This window comes from Lacrimispora sp. YZC11, assembly GCF_057543815.1.
Genome location: NZ_BAAJYQ010000016.1, coordinates 706,016 through 722,206, shown reverse-complemented (window position 1 = coordinate 722,206; position 16,191 = coordinate 706,016). Strand labels below are relative to the sequence as shown.

Here is a 16,191-nt window from a genome sequence, read left to right as displayed (position 1 = left end):
TAATAAATAAGGCTGGAAATGAAAGGCAGGAGAGATTTTTATAATATTTGCATGAATTGTAAATATCTCTCTTGACTTTTTCCTATTTAATGATAAATAATTTGAAATAAATCTTAATGAAAGGAGTGTTTGAAATCGCTGTCACAATGAAAGAATTAGCCGAGAAGTTAGGGGTCTCGAGGGCAACCGTGGACCGGGCTTTACATAACCGTTCCGGTGTCCATCCCCAGGTTGCTGAACAAATCAGGCAATTAGCGAAAGAAATGGGATTTACTCCAAACCGGGCAGGGAGAATTCTGGCTGCCCGTAAGCAGCCATTAAAGATTATATATGTAGTACCTCAAATTGGAAATGAATTTTTTTATGCAGTTGAAGAAGGAGCACAGGCTGCAGCCAGGGAGTTGGAGGATTTTGGTGTTTCAGTCATTTGCAAACCAGTCAGAGCATATCATGCCGAGGAGCATATCAAAGCAGTCCAGGAGCTAATGGAGGAAGATTTCGGAGCACTGTGCCTTTCAACCGTTGATGAGCCTCAAATACGTGATTGCATAGATGAACTTACGAAAAAGGGGGTAGCTGTTGTTACAGTCAATAATGATTTGAGTGGATCCAGACGCTTATTTTATATTGGGTGTGATTACTATGAAGCAGGCAGTACGGCAGCTGGATTATTTTCAAACATAAACCATGAAAAGCTCAATTTTTTAATTGTTTCTGGTACACGGCAAATGACAAACCATATCCAGAGATTAACCGGTTTTGTAGATACCATGAATAACAATCGACAGAATTATGAAATTGTTGCACAAATGCAGGTTAACGAGAATGAAGAATCAGCTTATGATGCCGCCAGACAAATACTAATACAGCATCCCGAAATAAATTGCGTTTATATGACCTCAGCAGCGATTGCCGGTGTTTGTAAAGCTATTATTGATTTAAAAAAGGACGACAGTCTGCATGTAATAAGTTTTGACGATGTAGAGACCGTACGTCGGTATATGTATCAGGGAGTTATTAATTTTACTCTTTGCCAGGATCCGTGGACCCAAGGATACAAGGCTGTCCATATGCTGTTTGACTATTTTGTAGATGACAGGCATAATGTTCCTGAGAATTACATCACAAAAACAATTATAAAAATCAGAGAGAATCTGGATTAACATGTTAACGGAAAAAGCAAGACGGGGCGCAGTTAAAAAATGCGTCCCGTTTATTATGCCCGCTCGCGGAAAGGAAAGAGAGTGCATGAGCAAAAAAACAGATAGGGGATTACGAAACGTCCTCATATTAAAAAAAATGCCCACCTTTGCAGGAAATGAAATATTTGTTATAATAAAAATTACCATATTCCAGACACACACTGCCCCGGACATATGGAGCTGCTTATAAAATGAAACCGGAAAGAGGAAAAGGGATGAAAAAGCCTACTAAATTATCTGTTCGGATGTTTCTGCTGCTTCTGCTATGTGTGGTCATGCCCCTGGCAGGTGTCTGTATATACGTACGAGTCAGTATGGAACATTTTATCCAGGAAAAGCTGAGTGAAAAGGTTATTCAGAACATCTCAAGAGGAGAACGGAATATCTGCGATAATTTACAGAACATAGCTGCTTTGACCAATGTCTTTGTATATGACGAGGAGCTGCAAAAGCGCATTACAGATCCCAATACGTCCGAATATGACAATACAAAGTACTTTGACCAGATGATACATAAGCTCAGCATTGCCAGTGGGTTTGATTTCGTTCAGGATATGAAGATCATCCTGTTTGACGGTTACAGTAGATTTTACTCCAACTGGAGCATGAATTACCAGGATTATCAGTTTCTCATGGACCAGGATTGGGTAAAGAAGAGCAAGGAGAACAATGGGCATATCGTATGGGCCATGTTTAATCCGGCCTATATCATTGGCGAAAAGAAAGACCAGACCTATATTTCCCTGGCAAAATCCCTTCTCAATGATTATACGACGGGAAATGTCATAGGTACGCTTATCATCAGCATTGACCAGAAAAAATTCAGCGATCTTTTGATGGAATACGCCTATGCCGGCGACATGGCTTATGTCTGTGTAGGAGAAGGAACCGTACTTTTGCAAAATGACACCCAGGGGCTCATTCATGAGGAAGATTTAAGGCATCTATACCGGGAGACGGAGAAGAAAAAAAGCGGAAGCCTGCGGTATCAGACCGCAGGAGGAAATTTTCTCATAAGCTATTATACCATACCAAAGCCGTGGGTATTTAACGATGAGCAGATGAAAGTCTTTCATTTTACCAATTATCAGGAAGTGACCAACCAGGTGGAAATGATCGGGCGCAGGATGAACCTGATCATCCTGATCGTCATATGCGCGCTGGTCCTGATCCTGTATCTTTCCATCCGGATGCTGGTAAAACCCATAGTCAAACTCAGCGGCCAGATGGAAAATTACACGCTGGACATGGATTTAAAGGATATCGATATGGGGCGGTCCGATGAGATCGGCCAGTTAAACCGCTCTTTCAGGCAAATGTCCATTAACATCAGCCATTTGTTTGAGGAACTTAAAAATGAGCACGAGGTAAAGGAAAAATACCGGTATGAATCCCTGAGGGCTCAGTTAAATCCTCATTTCCTGTTCAATACCCTGTCAACCATCCGCTGGATGGCGATCATAAGGGGAGCGGATAATATCGTAGACGGCATCGACGCTCTGGCCCATATATTAAAATACAGCATGAGCAGGGAGAACTGCCTGGTAACGTTGGCGGAAGAGGTGGAGAACATCAGGAATTACTTATATATCCAGAATTGCCGTTATGGAAACCATTGCAGGCTGGAAATCGATCTTGAGGAAGAGATCTTGAATTTGAAAACAGCGAAATTCATTCTTCAGCCCATTGTGGAAAACGCCATTATCCATGGATATGACAAGGACAGGGAGGAAATCCTGATCCGGATTTATGGTTTTACGGAAGAGGGCACCTTAAACATATATGTGGAGGATGACGGCGTGGGCATTTCCCCCAATGTCATCAGGCAGTTTGAGGCTTCCAGAAAGGACCGGGTAAAGGAGAGCAAACTGACAGGCATCGGGATCAAAAATGTAGATGCATATATCGGGATCACCTTTGGCAATGAATATGGACTGTCCATAGAAAGCCTTAAAACCAGGGGAACCGTGGTATTGTTCAAACTTCCGGTGATAAGAGAGGAGAAATCAGGGGATGAAAAGGGTAATGATTGTGGATGATGAGGTTTTGGTGCGCCTGGGAATCCAATCATTGATCAAATGGGAAAACTATGGATATCAGATCGTATGTGACGCATCAGATGGGGAAGATGCGCTTCAAAAGATCAGGCAGTACCAGCCGGATATCGTTCTAACGGACTTGAAGATGAGCCCGGTGGATGGCTTTGAGCTGATCTCAGAGTGCAGGGAAAAATATCCTCACATCCAGTTTATTGTCTTGAGCAGCTACAATGATTTTGACAACGTAAGAAGTGCCATGAAAATAGGGGCGTTTGATTATGTTTTTAAATTGACGGTGAAACCGGATGAGCTGTTGAAGATCATGGATGAAGCCACTGCCTCCGGGAAAGGGACAGATACAGTCCAGGAAGCTCCCACATTGGCGGATAGGAATCTGGAAGTTATAAAAAGGGGACTGTTTAAAAGGATTTTAAACTCGGAAACCTTTTTGAAAAAATATTTGGAAGAGCTGATAAAGCTGCCCCTTGCCATAAGCTTTGACCGGCCTTTCTATATCCTCTCCATTACCATCGACGATTTTAAGGTGGTAAGAAAAAAAGGGGATTTCATGGATTTGGAACTTCTGATATTTACCATGGATAATATCCTTAGTGAGCTGTTTAACCGTCATCACAGGGCAGAGGTGTTCCAATATGGGGAATATGATTTTGCAGTGGCGGTAAACCGGGAAGAAGATCAGGATCATAAAGCCTTTTTTACGGCGATGGAAAAGGAATTCGGCATCTTTTCCAGTTGCGCCAGGCAGTATTACGGCCTGGAGGTAAGCGGAGCATTGAGCAGGGAATATACGGGGATCGAAGAGTTAAAGGATGCCATAGCCCAGAACCGGGATACGCTGAAAATGCGCTTTTTTTTGGAATCTGGAATGCTTCATTCATACGAGAGGACCGTCAGGGAACCTGCAGCTTTACCACCCGGTTTTCACAGCTCTGTCTTAGAGCGTCTGGCGGCGGAACATGATTTTTACGGGATCAGGAAGTTTCTGGAGGAATTTTTTGAATTTCTGAAAGAAAAGAAAAAGTGGGAGCCGGAGGAAATCCGCTATCTGCTGAGAAAGGCTTATGGAACCCTGGCAGCCTCCTTTGCCCGCAGCCGGGCCGACATCGACATGTTCCTTGATAAAAACGGAATTAACATGGAGGCTTCTATCAATGATTATACATATCTTGAAAAAATCAGGCAATCCGTATTGGAGCTGGTGGAACAGTATAAAAAGGAGTATGAATCAAACCGCGGCCGGATATTGAGGAAAGAGGTTGCCGAAGCAAAGAGTTTTGTCCGAAGCCATATGAAGGAAGAGATGCAGGTTGCAGATATCGCGGCCCTGGTGAACATGAGCGGCAGTTATTTTTCACACGTATTTAAAAAAGAGGAAGGGATCAGCTTTGTGGAATACGTTTACCGGGTGAGAATGGAGCATGCCAGATACTTACTGGAAAGCAGCGATTTGAAGGTAAATGAGATTGCAGATGAGGTCGGGATCTTTAATCCTAACTATTTCAGCACCCAGTTTAAAAAGAGCATGGGACAATCCCCATTGGAATACCGCCAGACACTGTTAAAGAAAACAGAGGAAAATAGCAGGATATGAAAGAAAATAAGCAGGATTTTAAAGCATTGGCAAAAAAAGAAACCACGGGAGCCGGAAATCGAAAAAATTGAAAGAAAGACAGCAGGCAGAGGTATATCACTTGCCTGCTGTTTTTGCTATAGTATAAACAGTTGTTACAGTTTGGCCATGCCATTCATCATTTGGCGGATAAGGCTGTACTGCAATCAAAATTATTGGAGGAAGGTACAATGAGAAAGTGGAAAAAGTTAGGGGCACTTGGCATGGCTTCTCTGATGGCAATGTCAGTGATGGCCGGCTGCCAGAGCGGCCAGAAGCCGGAACAGGTAACTACGTCTGCGGAGACGGCAAAAGCAGAAGAGTCAAAAACAGAAGCGCCAAAAGCAGGAAATGGAGAACCTGTGGTATTGCGGATGTGGGGAGGCGTTCCTGCGGAAGCAGGTCCTCAGGCGGTTTGTGATAATTTTAACCAGCTCTACAAGGACAAAGGGATACAGGTAGAGTACGAACGGTTTGTAAATGATGATACGGGAAATTTAAAGCTGGAAACAAATCTTCTCTCAGGTGATGGAGTGGATCTTTATATGACCTACAGCACCGACGTCCTGACTAAGCGTGCGGAAGGAAATATGGCACTGGATCTTTCGGAGCTGATCGCACGGGATGATTTTGAACTGACTAAATATTTTGGAACCCTGGCGGAGGCGTATTACATAAACGGAAAGCCTTATTCCATTCCAACGAAGCTGGATCAGTATGGAATCGTATTAAATGAAGACATGTTTGAAGCAGCCGGAATCCCTATCCCCACGGAATGGACGTTTGATGAATTCCGGGAGATATCAAAGAAGCTTACTCACGGAGAAGGGCAGGATAAGGTTTATGGCATGTTCTGGAATTCCCAGCAGGATCTGACCTATCTTTTCACCTACCTGGTGGCCCAGACCAACGGCGGAGACCCCATGTATAAAAATGACAAGGAAACCAACTTTGATAATCCGGTGGTGCTTAAATCCGTAGAGCTGATCAATAACATGATGAATGTAGATAAAACATCTCCTACCCATACGGATTCCGTGACACAGAAGCTGTCCCAGGAAAGCATGTTCCTGACGGGAAAATCCGCCATGACGGTAGGCCCATGGATTGTAAGAAGCGTAAAGGACCAGGCCAGCTATCCTCATGACTTTAAGACGGCTTTCGCTCCTTATCCGGTGGCGGATAGCGGACAGAGAAATTACACCCAGGGAGGCTATGGAGATCATCTGTGCATTAATCCAAAGTCCCAGAACATCGACGCCGCATGGGAATTTGCAAAATGGTACGCCACCGAGGGAATGCTCCCAGTTGTAGAAGGAGGCCGTGTGCCGGCTTCCAATACCTATAATGCCCTGGAGGTGACGGAGGCATTTGTCATGGGAGCCGAGGATTATCTGGATGCGGACACCACCCAGAAGATACTCATAGCACCGGCAGACAATTACGCAGTTCCTTCCATTACCAACCATATTGCAGAGGTAAGGAAAATCGCAGTGGAAGAGCTGGAAGGAATCTTTATCGGAAAGCAGACGCCGGAGGATGGAATGAAAAAGGCCAAAGCCAGAGCTGATGAGCTTTTGCAGAAATAATCAGAGAAATAATTTCCGGGGCTGCCGTTATTTGGGGCAGCCCCGGATAATAAAAAGAAACACCCTTTGGGTGTACTGAGAAGAAAGGAGGGAACCGCTGAACATGAAGAAAATCAGGCTTAGCAGACAGTTTAAAACGGATTTGACAGGTTATGCTTTTATCCTGCCAAATATCATCGGTGTATGCCTTTTTACCTTATTTCCCATGATCTTTTCCCTGATCATCAGCTTTACGGACTGGGATTATACCAAAGGGATCGGCAATTGGAACTTCATCGGCCTTAAAAATTTTGTTGATATGTGGCAGGATGAATGGTTTACCAGTTCCCTGATCAACACCATCATTTTTGCGGTGGGGGTGGTGCCGGTGACAGTTTTCCTGGCGCTGGTGCTGGCGGTCATCATTGATAAATACTGCGTTGCCAGACTTCCCATGAGGCTGGCGCTTTTTATGCCCTACATATCCAATATCGTAGCGGTTGCCATTGTGTGGGTGATGATGTATTCCCCCTGGGGACCCTTTACCCAGATGGTAAAGCTGTTTGGAGTGGAAAATCCTCCCCAGTGGCTTGGAGATACAACATGGGCCCTGCCGGCGCTGATGCTCATGACCGTATGGTCGGGTGTGGGATATGCCAATATGATCTATACGTCGGCACTTCAGGGGCTTCCTCAGGACGTTTATGAGGCTGCGGACATTGACGGAGCAGGCGAGGTTCAAAAGTTCTTTAAGCTCACGATCCCGTTTTTGTCACCCACTACCTTTTTCCTGATCATTACTACGTTTATCACCTCGTTTCAGGTGTTTGCGCCCATACAGATCATGACAAGGGGAGGCCCCGGAACGGCCACCAATGTGCTGGTTTACTATATTTACACATCCGCCTTTACCTTCTACAAGATGGGATATGCCTCTGCTATGTCGTGGATATTGTTTTTGATTCTCTTTGGCATAACCATGTTCCAATGGGCGGGGCAGAAAAAATGGGTCAGCTATTAAGGAAACACCCTGCGGGTATACCAATATGCCCAAGGGGCATGGGCTATAAAGAGGAAACACCCTGCGGGTATACCTGTATGCCCAAAGGGCATGGGCTATAAAGAGGAAACACCCTGCGGGTATACCTGTATGCCCAAAGGGCATGGGCTATAAAGAGGAAAGGAGGCACCTGGAATGAAGAAACATCAACGGATCATCCTTAGGGTCCTGTTTACCGTAATCATAGGGGCTCTGGCTGTCTCCATGGTCACCCCGTTTTTATGGATGCTTTCGGCATCAATGAAGCTTCCCCTGGATGTCATGAAGCTGCCGATTGAATGGATACCAAAATATTTTTATCCTGATAATTACAAGAAAGTGTGGAATGTGGGGGGCCTGGCAGTAAGGGATTACCATTTTGGCCTGGCATACTGGAACTCCATAAAGATCGCCGTCATCAATCTGACGGGATCAGTGCTTACCAGCACTCTGGCAGGGTATGCCTTTGCAAAAATAAAGTTCAGGGGACGGAATATCCTCTTCCTGATCTATCTGGCGACCATGATGATCCCCAGTCAAGTGACACTGATCCCTAAATTTGTCATGTTCAATAAAATGGGGCTAACCGGAACCCACTTAACCCTGATCCTTCCGGGACTTATTACCATTACAGGCACATTTCTCATGCGCCAGTATTTTATGCAGATCCCGGATGAACTGAGAGAATCGGCAAGGGTGGATGGGGCCCACGAGTTTCTCATATGGCTAAAGATCATGGTGCCGATTGCCAAACCCAATATGGCGTCTTTAGCAATGGTAGTATTCCTCTGGAACTGGAACAGCTATTTAGAGCCTCTTGTGTTTTTAAGCGATTGGAGGTTATATACAATACCTATCGCCCTTACGAACTTTATAGAAGAAAGCGTGACGGAATATAATCTGGTCATGGCGGCGGCAGCCTCTGCCCTGATTCCTGCTTTCCTCGTATTTTTGCTGGGGCAGAAGTTTCTTGTCAAGGGCCTGGTGGCCGGTGCGGTGAAAGGATAAGGTTGAAAATATGAAATATATAACAGAAAATAAAAGAGAAATACCTGTGATACGTGAGGTGGATGTACTGGTGCTTGGTGCGGGACCGGCAGGAATCGGGGCGGCGGTTGCTGCTGCAAGAGAAGGTGCTGTGACCATGCTGGCAGAACAGACGGGAGATGTGGGAGGAATCGCAACGGCAGGGCTTATGAGCCATTGGACGGGAAATACGGAAGGGGGATTTTACGAGGAAATCCTGAGCTGTTCGGCAGAGTTTTCGGGGGAAGGACGGCAGATCATTAATCCTGAGCGCTTAAAGACGGTTTTTCTCCGTATGCTTATGGAGGCAGGGGTTAGTCTCAGGCTGTATACCTTAGCCAGTGATGTTATTATGGAGGGAAATGTGATCAAGGGAGTAATCCTGGAAAGCAAGTCAGGCAGAGAGGCCGTTCTAGCCAAGATCGTCATTGACGCCACAGGAGACGGAGACATAGCGGCAAAGGCCGGCGCTCCCTATTTGAAGGGCAGAGAGGGCGACGGGCTCATGCAGCCGGCTACGATCATGTTTAAGGTGGCAGGCGTTGATGAGGAGAGAGGTGTTTTTCCCGGCGGCTTTGAAGAAAGCTTTGCCCTTCCTGACGGGGATTTACAGGAACTGGGGAAGAAGCATCTGCCGGGACCGGCGGGGCATGTGCTTCTTTACAAGACAACGCTTCCAGGAGTGGTCACCTGCAATATGACCAACTGCACCGGAGTGGACGGTACAAGGGCCGAGGATCTGACTAAGGCAACCCTGGTATGCAGAGAGCAGATGGATGAAATCGTTGCTTTTCTTAGAAGATATGTACCGGGCTTTGAAAACTGTTATATCATCAGCTCCGCCTCCCTGGTGGGAATCCGGGAAACCAGGCATTTTAAGGGAGAAGAGACCATTAACTCGCAGGATATCCTGGAGGCCCGGGTATTTGACAACTGGGTGGTGACAAAGGCCAGCTTTAATTTTGACGTGCACAACTTAACCGGTAATGGCCTTGATGAAACCGGCAGTCAAAAGCATTTCCCTCAGACAAAAGGGTATACCATCCCTTACGGCTGTTTCGTGCCCTTGGAAATCGACAATCTGTATCTGGCGGGAAGAAATATTTCAGGAACCCACATGGCCCATTCCAATTACCGGGTCATGCCAATCTGCGCCAATATGGGGCAGGCGGTGGGCATTGCAGCAGCCATGTGCGCCGCTTCTGAAACAGTGCCCAGAGCCCTTGAAGTGAAAAAGGTTCAGAGCCGTCTTATGGAATTGGGGGTGAATCCGTGAACACATATCATTATGACTTTGTCGTAGTGGGTGGCGGTATGTCCGGTGTCTGCGCTGCCATTGCCGCCGCCAGAAAAGGTGTGAAAACGGCTCTGATCCATAACAGGCCTGTTTTAGGCGGCAATGCCAGCTCCGAAATCCGGATGCATATCTGTGGGGCAGACCATCATATGTCGGTCCCCAATGCCCGGGAAACCGGAATTTTAGAAGAAATACTTCTGGAAAACAAGCGGAGAAACCCGGAGATGGTGTATCCGATTTTTGATTCCGTTCTATGGGAAAAGGTCCATTATCAGGAGAATCTTACCCTTTACTTAAATACCCATATGACGGAGGTCTTATGCGATGGTGACAGGATCGAGGCAGTATGTGCCCTGCAGATGACAACGGAGAAAACTTTCCGCATTTCCGGCACTCTGTTTTTAGATGCCACGGGGGATGGCGTGCTGGGAGCTAAGGCGGGAGCGGAGTACCGGATCGGCAGAGAGAGCAGTTCCCAATATGGAGAGTCTCTGGCCCCGGAAGCAGAGGATCCTTATACCATGGGGAATTCCCTCATGTTCAAGGCCAGGGATATGGGACATGAGGTGCCCTTTATAAAGCCTTTCTGGGCCAATACCTATACCGAGGAGCAGCTTAGTCTTCGGGACCACAGCGATGTCACCTCCGGGTACTGGTGGATCGAGCTGGGAGGCGGAGAATGGGATGTGATCTCCCATGGAGAAGAGCTTCGTGATGAGCTGTTAAAAGCTGTATTCGGCGTATGGGATCATATTAAAAACGGCGGAGAACACGGTGCGGAGCGTATGGAGCTGGAGTGGGTGGGCTTTCTGCCCGGAAAAAGGGAAAGCCGCCGGCTCATAGGGGATTATGTTCTGACGGAAAAGGACTGTCTGGAGAGCACCCGGTTTGATGATTCCATAGCCTATGGGGGCTGGCCCATGGATATCCATACGGTAGAAGGCTTTTTAAATGAAAGCGATGTTCCTACGGTCTGGAACCAGGTAAACGGCATATACTCCATACCCTACCGGTGTCTGTATTCAAAAAACATCCGGAATCTGTTTTTGGGAGGCAGAGCCATTAGCTGTTCCCATGTGGCATTTTCCTCAACAAGGGTTATGGGAACCTGCGCGGTCGTTGGTCAGGCGGTAGGTACGGCCGCTTCTATGGCAGTAAAAAGGAATCTGGGGCCGAGGGAAATCCTTGATTGTGTGGGAGATCTGCAGCAGGAGCTTTTAAAGGATGACTGCTATATCCCCTTTGTTGCCAACCAGGATCCGGCTGATTTCGCCAGGCAGGCAGTGGTGACAGCCACCCACCATATTCCGGGTTGTGAGCCGGAAAAGGCGGTAAACGGAGTGGCAAGAACGGTGGATGAGGAGTCAAACTGCTGGCGTGCCGCCATAGAAGACCGTCCTTCCCTGCTTCTATCCCTTCCAGGGAAGACGCCAATCCGGGAAATACGTCTGGTGTTGGACTCTAATTTATGCAGGGAGATCACCCCTTCCATAAACCAGGGAGTGCTTTCCGGACAGAAGTCCGGGCCGCCGTCGGAGCTCTTAAAGGAATATGAAGTGGATATCCTCCTGGAAGGGGAGGTTGTAGAGCATATAGCGGCCCAGTCCCATGGCCAGAGGCTTCAGCAGCTCTTAATTGAAGGAACGGAAGGAGACGCCGTCAGGATCAGCCCCATTTCTACATACGGAAGCAGGGAAGCAGGGATTTTTGAAGTGAGGATTTATTAAATAGTGGTAAGATGTTTCAGCCTTCTCCAGGGAAAGTATATCTGGAGAAGGCATTTCTTGTCTTTCGCATGTGGATCAGAGGTATGATCCTCCTTTTTAGAACCGACGGGAAACAGGGCAGAAAAGTTTACAGATGAGCTTAACAATATTGCCGCTTCTGATACTCTGTGGTAGAATAAAACAAAATTGATTTCCGGCAGCAGGACAGGAGAAAATGCAAAATGAAGATCGTAGTATTAGACGGATATACGGAAAATCCAGGAGATTTATCCTGGAGCGGAATGGAAGAATTCGGAGAGGTTACGGTTTATGAAAGGACTCCGGCGGAGCTGATCGTGGAGAGGATCGGTGATGCGGAGATCGTCTATACCAACAAGACGCCTGTCAGCAAATCCACATTAGAAGCATGCCCAGCTATAAAATACATCGGTGTGCTGGCAACCGGCTACAATGTTGTGGATGCGAAGGCGGCAAAAGAAAAAGGGATTCTTGTGTCCAATATCCCTTCCTATGGGACAGAAGCTGTTGCCCAGTTTACCATTGCACTTTTACTGGAGCTGTGTCATCACATTGGAGCGCATTCCCAATATGTCATGGAGGGTGACTGGACCAGAAGTAAAGATTTTTGCTTTTGGAATTACCCGTTAACAGAACTGGCGGGGAAGACGATGGGAATTATTGGATTTGGAAGAATTGGGCAGGTCACGGCTAAAATCGCACAGGCTTTGGGTATGAACATTCTGGCCTGTTCCAGAAATAGAATTGAAAGCCTGGAATCGGAAACCTGCCGTTATACAGATCTGGATGAGCTGCTTGCTAAATCAGATGTAATCTCCCTCCATTGCCCTCTTCTTCCTGAGACTCAGGGTATTATCAATAAAGAGACCATAGCTAAAATGAAAAACAATGTTATGATCCTCAACAGCTCCAGAGGCCCCCTAATTGTAGAGGAAGATTTAATGGAAGCATTAAACAGCGGCAAAGTCGGTGGTGCGGCGGTTGACGTTGTTTCTGTGGAACCCATGAAGACAGATAATCCGCTGCTGAAAGCAAAAAACTGTATCATTACCCCTCATATTGCCTGGGCGCCAAAAGAAACGAGACAGAGACTGATGAATATTGCAGTGGATAATCTGAAGTCTTATGTGAAAGGACAGCCAGGGAATATTGTTAATAAATGATCGGATTTGAAAAGAACGGTTGACTGTTTGTGTGCGTTCGTAACGCCGGGGTGATTGCTTTGAGCAGCCCCGCAGCATGAGAATCGGTTATGCCTGCGACAGACAGGTTTTGATTGAGGGATTGGAAGCTATCTCCGGTTGAAAAAGCATATTTACATATACAAACAGGCAGCGGTACAGTATGGCAGAAATCCTGTTTACCGGCAGATGTCTGAACACATCCGCCGGCAAACAGGATTCTTTTTTTCCTCTAAATAGTATTATATATCCATGTCCAGGGTTTTCGCAGACAAGGTACTTCCCATACGCAGCTCCTGACGTGCATTCTGTATCAGGGAATCCATCTTTTCAAGCTCCTCTAACAAGAGTTTTTCTTCCTCATTGGTATCCAGGACTTTACTGATTCCGCCGTTTTTAATGATGATCCGCTTGTCTGCCATAAGCGCCAGAAGAGGGTCGTGAGTCGCCATTAAGACGATCTTATCGGAGGAGATCAATAGCTCAAGCGCTTTTTTGCGGTCAATTCCGGCATTTTCGATTTCATCGATGAGAACAATGGGAGAAGAGCTTAAAATAGCAGTATCTGCGATCATCAGGGCTCTGGACTGTCCTCCGCTTAAGCTGGTGACAGGAGTGGTAAAGTCAAATTTTTCACCTGCCAGATGATTGGCGGCCAGGATGATCTGTTCAATAACAGTCTGGGGGTTTTCCACCAGACGGCTTACGGCATGCATCCTTAAAAATTCCTCCACCGTAAGGTCCATGACAAAATTCATGTTCTGGGACAACTGCGCCACCAGCCGGTTATTGGAGGAGAAACGCCATTTATTATCCGGTTTCTTTCCGTTGATCAAAATGCTGCGGCCTGTAGGCGTATCCTTTTGCGCCGCCCATTCAATATCTGCCAAAAGGCGGCTTTTGCCGGACCCCGTAGGCCCTACAATAGATATAATCTGAGAGGTTTCCACCGTTAATTCTGTAAAGCCTTCCGGATTACCGGATTTGTCATTTCCCGCCAGGATTGTCATGGAAAGGACCCGGTTGCTTTTATCAAGACCCAGAAATGCACTCATCTGTTCTAAATAGACAGGAAGATTGGACAGGAGCTTTTCCTTGTCGATGGCCTGATCCTCTAATTCTTCCTCTGTAAAATGCTCTAAATATTCCCGGAAGGTCTTATCCCCATACCCGGCAATATCCAGCCTGTTTTGTTCAAAGTATGTGCTTACAAAGGGATATTCTTTAAGAAGCTGGTCTAAGCTTAATTCCATCATGTCTTATCTGCCCCCAAATTGATTTTTTTAACGTTTCCCATCTGAAATGCTTCTCCGATCCTTGTTTCTCCAAGACAATAGGAGCAGAGAGCGGAAGGCATGGGGAAGCGAAGCTGCATGCCCTGGACGGATTCGATGTTCTGGTTTTCATCATAGAGAAGGCTTCCCAACTCGTAGGCTCCCTGCCCGGTTAAGCCGTTTACATGCATGGTGACGGCACGGGGATTTACGGAGCTTACACAGGAGGCGAAAACCTCACGCTCCGCCTGAGACACGATGTCCCCTTTTGTAATTACCACAAAATCAGCGGATTTTAACATGGGACCGATCTTTTTCGGGGTATTGATGCCGGAAAGATTGTCAATGACGCATACTCCCTTGATTTCCTTTAAGTAGGGTGAACAGCGGTTGCAAAGACCGGCGGATTCTGTGATGAGTAAATCCAGCTTTTCCTCATTGCCCCAATTTACCACCTCCTCAATATTGGAAGCAAAGAAATGGTCAGGGCATAAGGCGCCGGAAAGTCCCTTTTTTACCGGGATACCGGCTTTTTCATAAGCAGCATCGTCATCTGTATAAAGACAGTCAAATTTGACAACACCTACCTTTATATTTCTGCTCTGATAAGAGGCGATGGTTTTTAATATCACAGACGTCTTCCCCGAGGAAGGGGGGCCTGAAACAATAATCAGATTCATAAAGCCTCCTTTTCCGCTGCCTGATAAAACAGCCGTTCTGTTGTCTTGATCAACTCTCCGATATCATGGCTGTGAATATAATCCCAGCCAAGCCACATGAATTTCTGATCTGGTTTTAAGTGGTTGTTTACCAGCGGATTGGTAGAAGGAAATTTTCCGTTAGAGGAAAGGATTTCACCTATTTCTTCAGAATAGAGGAAGTCCACAAATGGTTTAACTTTTTCCCTGTTCTTTGATCTTGCCAAAAGGAAAATCGGGCTAATGATCGCGCCATCCTTTGGCCATACGGGACGGAGGGGACTTTTCTCATCTGCCATGCTGGCAAAAAAGTAAGGGGAAATCGTAACGGCAGGGACCTTATTTCCATCTTTTGAAATATGAGATTTTACCATCTGGGCCGGATGCATGCTGCGCAAAAGAGCCTTACCCATTTTTGCAATGCCCTCATCCCCGTAATACCGATGGATGTGCAGCAAAAATGCATTGAACATGTCCAAGTCCTTCATAGGCATGCTGACGCTGTTTTCAAATTCAGGCTTCATTAAATCTGCCCAGCTTTCGGGATAAGGACGATCTCCTAAAACAGCGGTATTTACCATGATCACCGCCGGAACGATGCCGATGATGGCATATTGGTTTCTGGGATCCTTTAAAGAAATGGCGTCATTGTCAAAATCAGGATTTATTTGCTTAATATCTGAAATATCTTCGAATGTACCGGAATCCCGGTAGCGTCCCATTAGGTTTTTATCAAAAAACAAGTCAAAGCCAGCCGAAAGATAGAGATCTGATAAGGCATCAGCGTTGCCGTCTGCGGCGATGATCCGTTCCTTTACATCATCCAGTCCAAGGTTGGCAGATTTTAAGTTGTAGTCTACCTTATAGTCCATGGTATCTTTCTGGGAAGCCATCCAGGCTTCGAATTTTTCCAGAAGGGGAAGGCGAATGGGGCAGGGGAGTACACCTTCAATGCGGATATCGCCGCCTTCTTCCTTTCTTGTAGGGGTAAGCCCGGAAGTGAGGTCCGGAAGGTTTTGCTTAATGGTTTCTTCCAGCTTTTCCATGAAAAGCTCCTGATTGAGCTTTCGCATGGATAAAGCCATTTCCAGAGTGACTGTCTTCCCAAGAGTGTTGCGCATGATTGGATTGTTTAATTGCTCAAAACCATTTGCCACAAACAGTCCGATTGTTTCGGGGTGTTTTTCAGTGATATCGTAAATGGTGTCGGTAGCTTTTATATAATGTGCCATTTTTCTTCCTTTCTATATGCGATAAAAGTCTGGTTATTCGATATGTTTATCATAACATATGATTTCCCATTTGGTTGTTGTAATTACAACACATGAGGATTCGTTATTGATACTATTTATTAAAAACCATAAAATTACACCTGTTTACCATGTAAAATCAAAAGAACTAATTAGTGCTTCCGCTGGTTTTGAAACTGAAACTTATGATTTATGATGGATACGACTTATGGAAAGTACTGAAAACAACGTTTATTTTCTGA

The 16,191-nt window shown here is 46.0% G+C and carries 12 protein-coding genes; 9 read left to right on the top strand and 3 right to left on the bottom strand.

Annotated elements, in window-relative coordinates; translation table 11 throughout:
• Positions 1–116: 116 nt before the first annotated feature.
• The 9 genes from AC27IJ_RS18605 to AC27IJ_RS18565 all read left to right on the top strand — a co-directional run bounded on the left by AC27IJ_RS18605 (position 117) and on the right by AC27IJ_RS18565 (position 12,709).
• Positions 117–1,163, top strand: a complete 1,047-nt coding sequence (locus AC27IJ_RS18605; RefSeq protein WP_312444390.1) for a substrate-binding domain-containing protein — start codon at positions 117–119, stop codon at positions 1,161–1,163.
• Positions 1,164–1,417: 254 nt separating this feature from the next.
• Positions 1,418–3,241: a cache domain-containing sensor histidine kinase gene (locus AC27IJ_RS18600; RefSeq protein ID WP_313260028.1), complete on the top strand. Its 1,824-nt coding sequence runs from the start codon at positions 1,418–1,420 to the stop codon at positions 3,239–3,241.
• Positions 3,216–4,853 carry a response regulator gene (locus AC27IJ_RS18595; RefSeq protein WP_312444386.1) on the top strand — a complete coding sequence of 546 codons (1,638 nt, stop codon included), beginning with the start codon at positions 3,216–3,218 and terminating at the stop codon, positions 4,851–4,853. The genes AC27IJ_RS18600 and AC27IJ_RS18595 overlap by 26 nt, the downstream gene beginning before the upstream one ends.
• 209 nt (positions 4,854–5,062) lie before the next feature.
• Entirely contained in the window at positions 5,063–6,460 is a 1,398-nt protein-coding gene (locus AC27IJ_RS18590; protein WP_487150144.1) for an ABC transporter substrate-binding protein, read from the top strand.
• 103 nt (positions 6,461–6,563) lie between these two features.
• Entirely contained in the window at positions 6,564–7,460 is an 897-nt protein-coding gene (locus AC27IJ_RS18585; protein ID WP_312444382.1) for a carbohydrate ABC transporter permease, read from the top strand.
• Between the two features lie 174 nt (positions 7,461–7,634).
• Positions 7,635–8,486 (top strand): carbohydrate ABC transporter permease, encoded by an 852-nt coding sequence (locus AC27IJ_RS18580; protein ID WP_312504035.1) that lies wholly within the window; start codon positions 7,635–7,637, stop codon positions 8,484–8,486.
• A 10-nt stretch (positions 8,487–8,496) separates the two neighbouring features.
• Complete coding sequence (locus tag AC27IJ_RS18575; RefSeq protein ID WP_487150141.1) at positions 8,497–9,780, top strand: FAD-dependent oxidoreductase; 1,284 nt, start codon at positions 8,497–8,499, stop codon at positions 9,778–9,780.
• Positions 9,777–11,528, top strand: a complete 1,752-nt coding sequence (locus tag AC27IJ_RS18570) for an FAD-dependent oxidoreductase (protein ID WP_487150139.1) — start codon at positions 9,777–9,779, stop codon at positions 11,526–11,528. The genes AC27IJ_RS18575 and AC27IJ_RS18570 overlap by 4 nt, the downstream gene beginning before the upstream one ends.
• A gap of 221 nt (positions 11,529–11,749) precedes the next feature.
• Positions 11,750–12,709 (top strand): D-2-hydroxyacid dehydrogenase, encoded by a 960-nt coding sequence (locus tag AC27IJ_RS18565; protein WP_312448368.1) that lies wholly within the window; start codon positions 11,750–11,752, stop codon positions 12,707–12,709.
• A 260-nt stretch (positions 12,710–12,969) separates the two neighbouring features.
• Here AC27IJ_RS18565 and AC27IJ_RS18560 read toward each other — a convergent pair whose 3' ends face one another.
• Genes AC27IJ_RS18560 through AC27IJ_RS18550 form a run of 3 tightly spaced genes read right to left on the bottom strand, consistent with a single transcriptional unit; the run spans position 12,970 to position 15,931 of the window.
• Positions 12,970–13,983 (bottom strand): ATP-binding cassette domain-containing protein, encoded by a 1,014-nt coding sequence (locus tag AC27IJ_RS18560; protein WP_487150136.1) that lies wholly within the window; start codon positions 13,981–13,983, stop codon positions 12,970–12,972.
• Entirely contained in the window at positions 13,980–14,681 is a 702-nt protein-coding gene (locus AC27IJ_RS18555) for a GTP-binding protein (RefSeq protein WP_038281541.1), read from the bottom strand. Before AC27IJ_RS18555 ends, AC27IJ_RS18560 begins: the two co-directional genes overlap by 4 nt.
• Positions 14,678–15,931, bottom strand: coding sequence for an ABC transporter substrate-binding protein (locus tag AC27IJ_RS18550; protein WP_487150134.1), 1,254 nt, complete (start codon positions 15,929–15,931; stop codon positions 14,678–14,680). The genes AC27IJ_RS18555 and AC27IJ_RS18550 overlap by 4 nt, the downstream gene beginning before the upstream one ends.
• Positions 15,932–16,191: the final 260 nt, after the last annotated feature.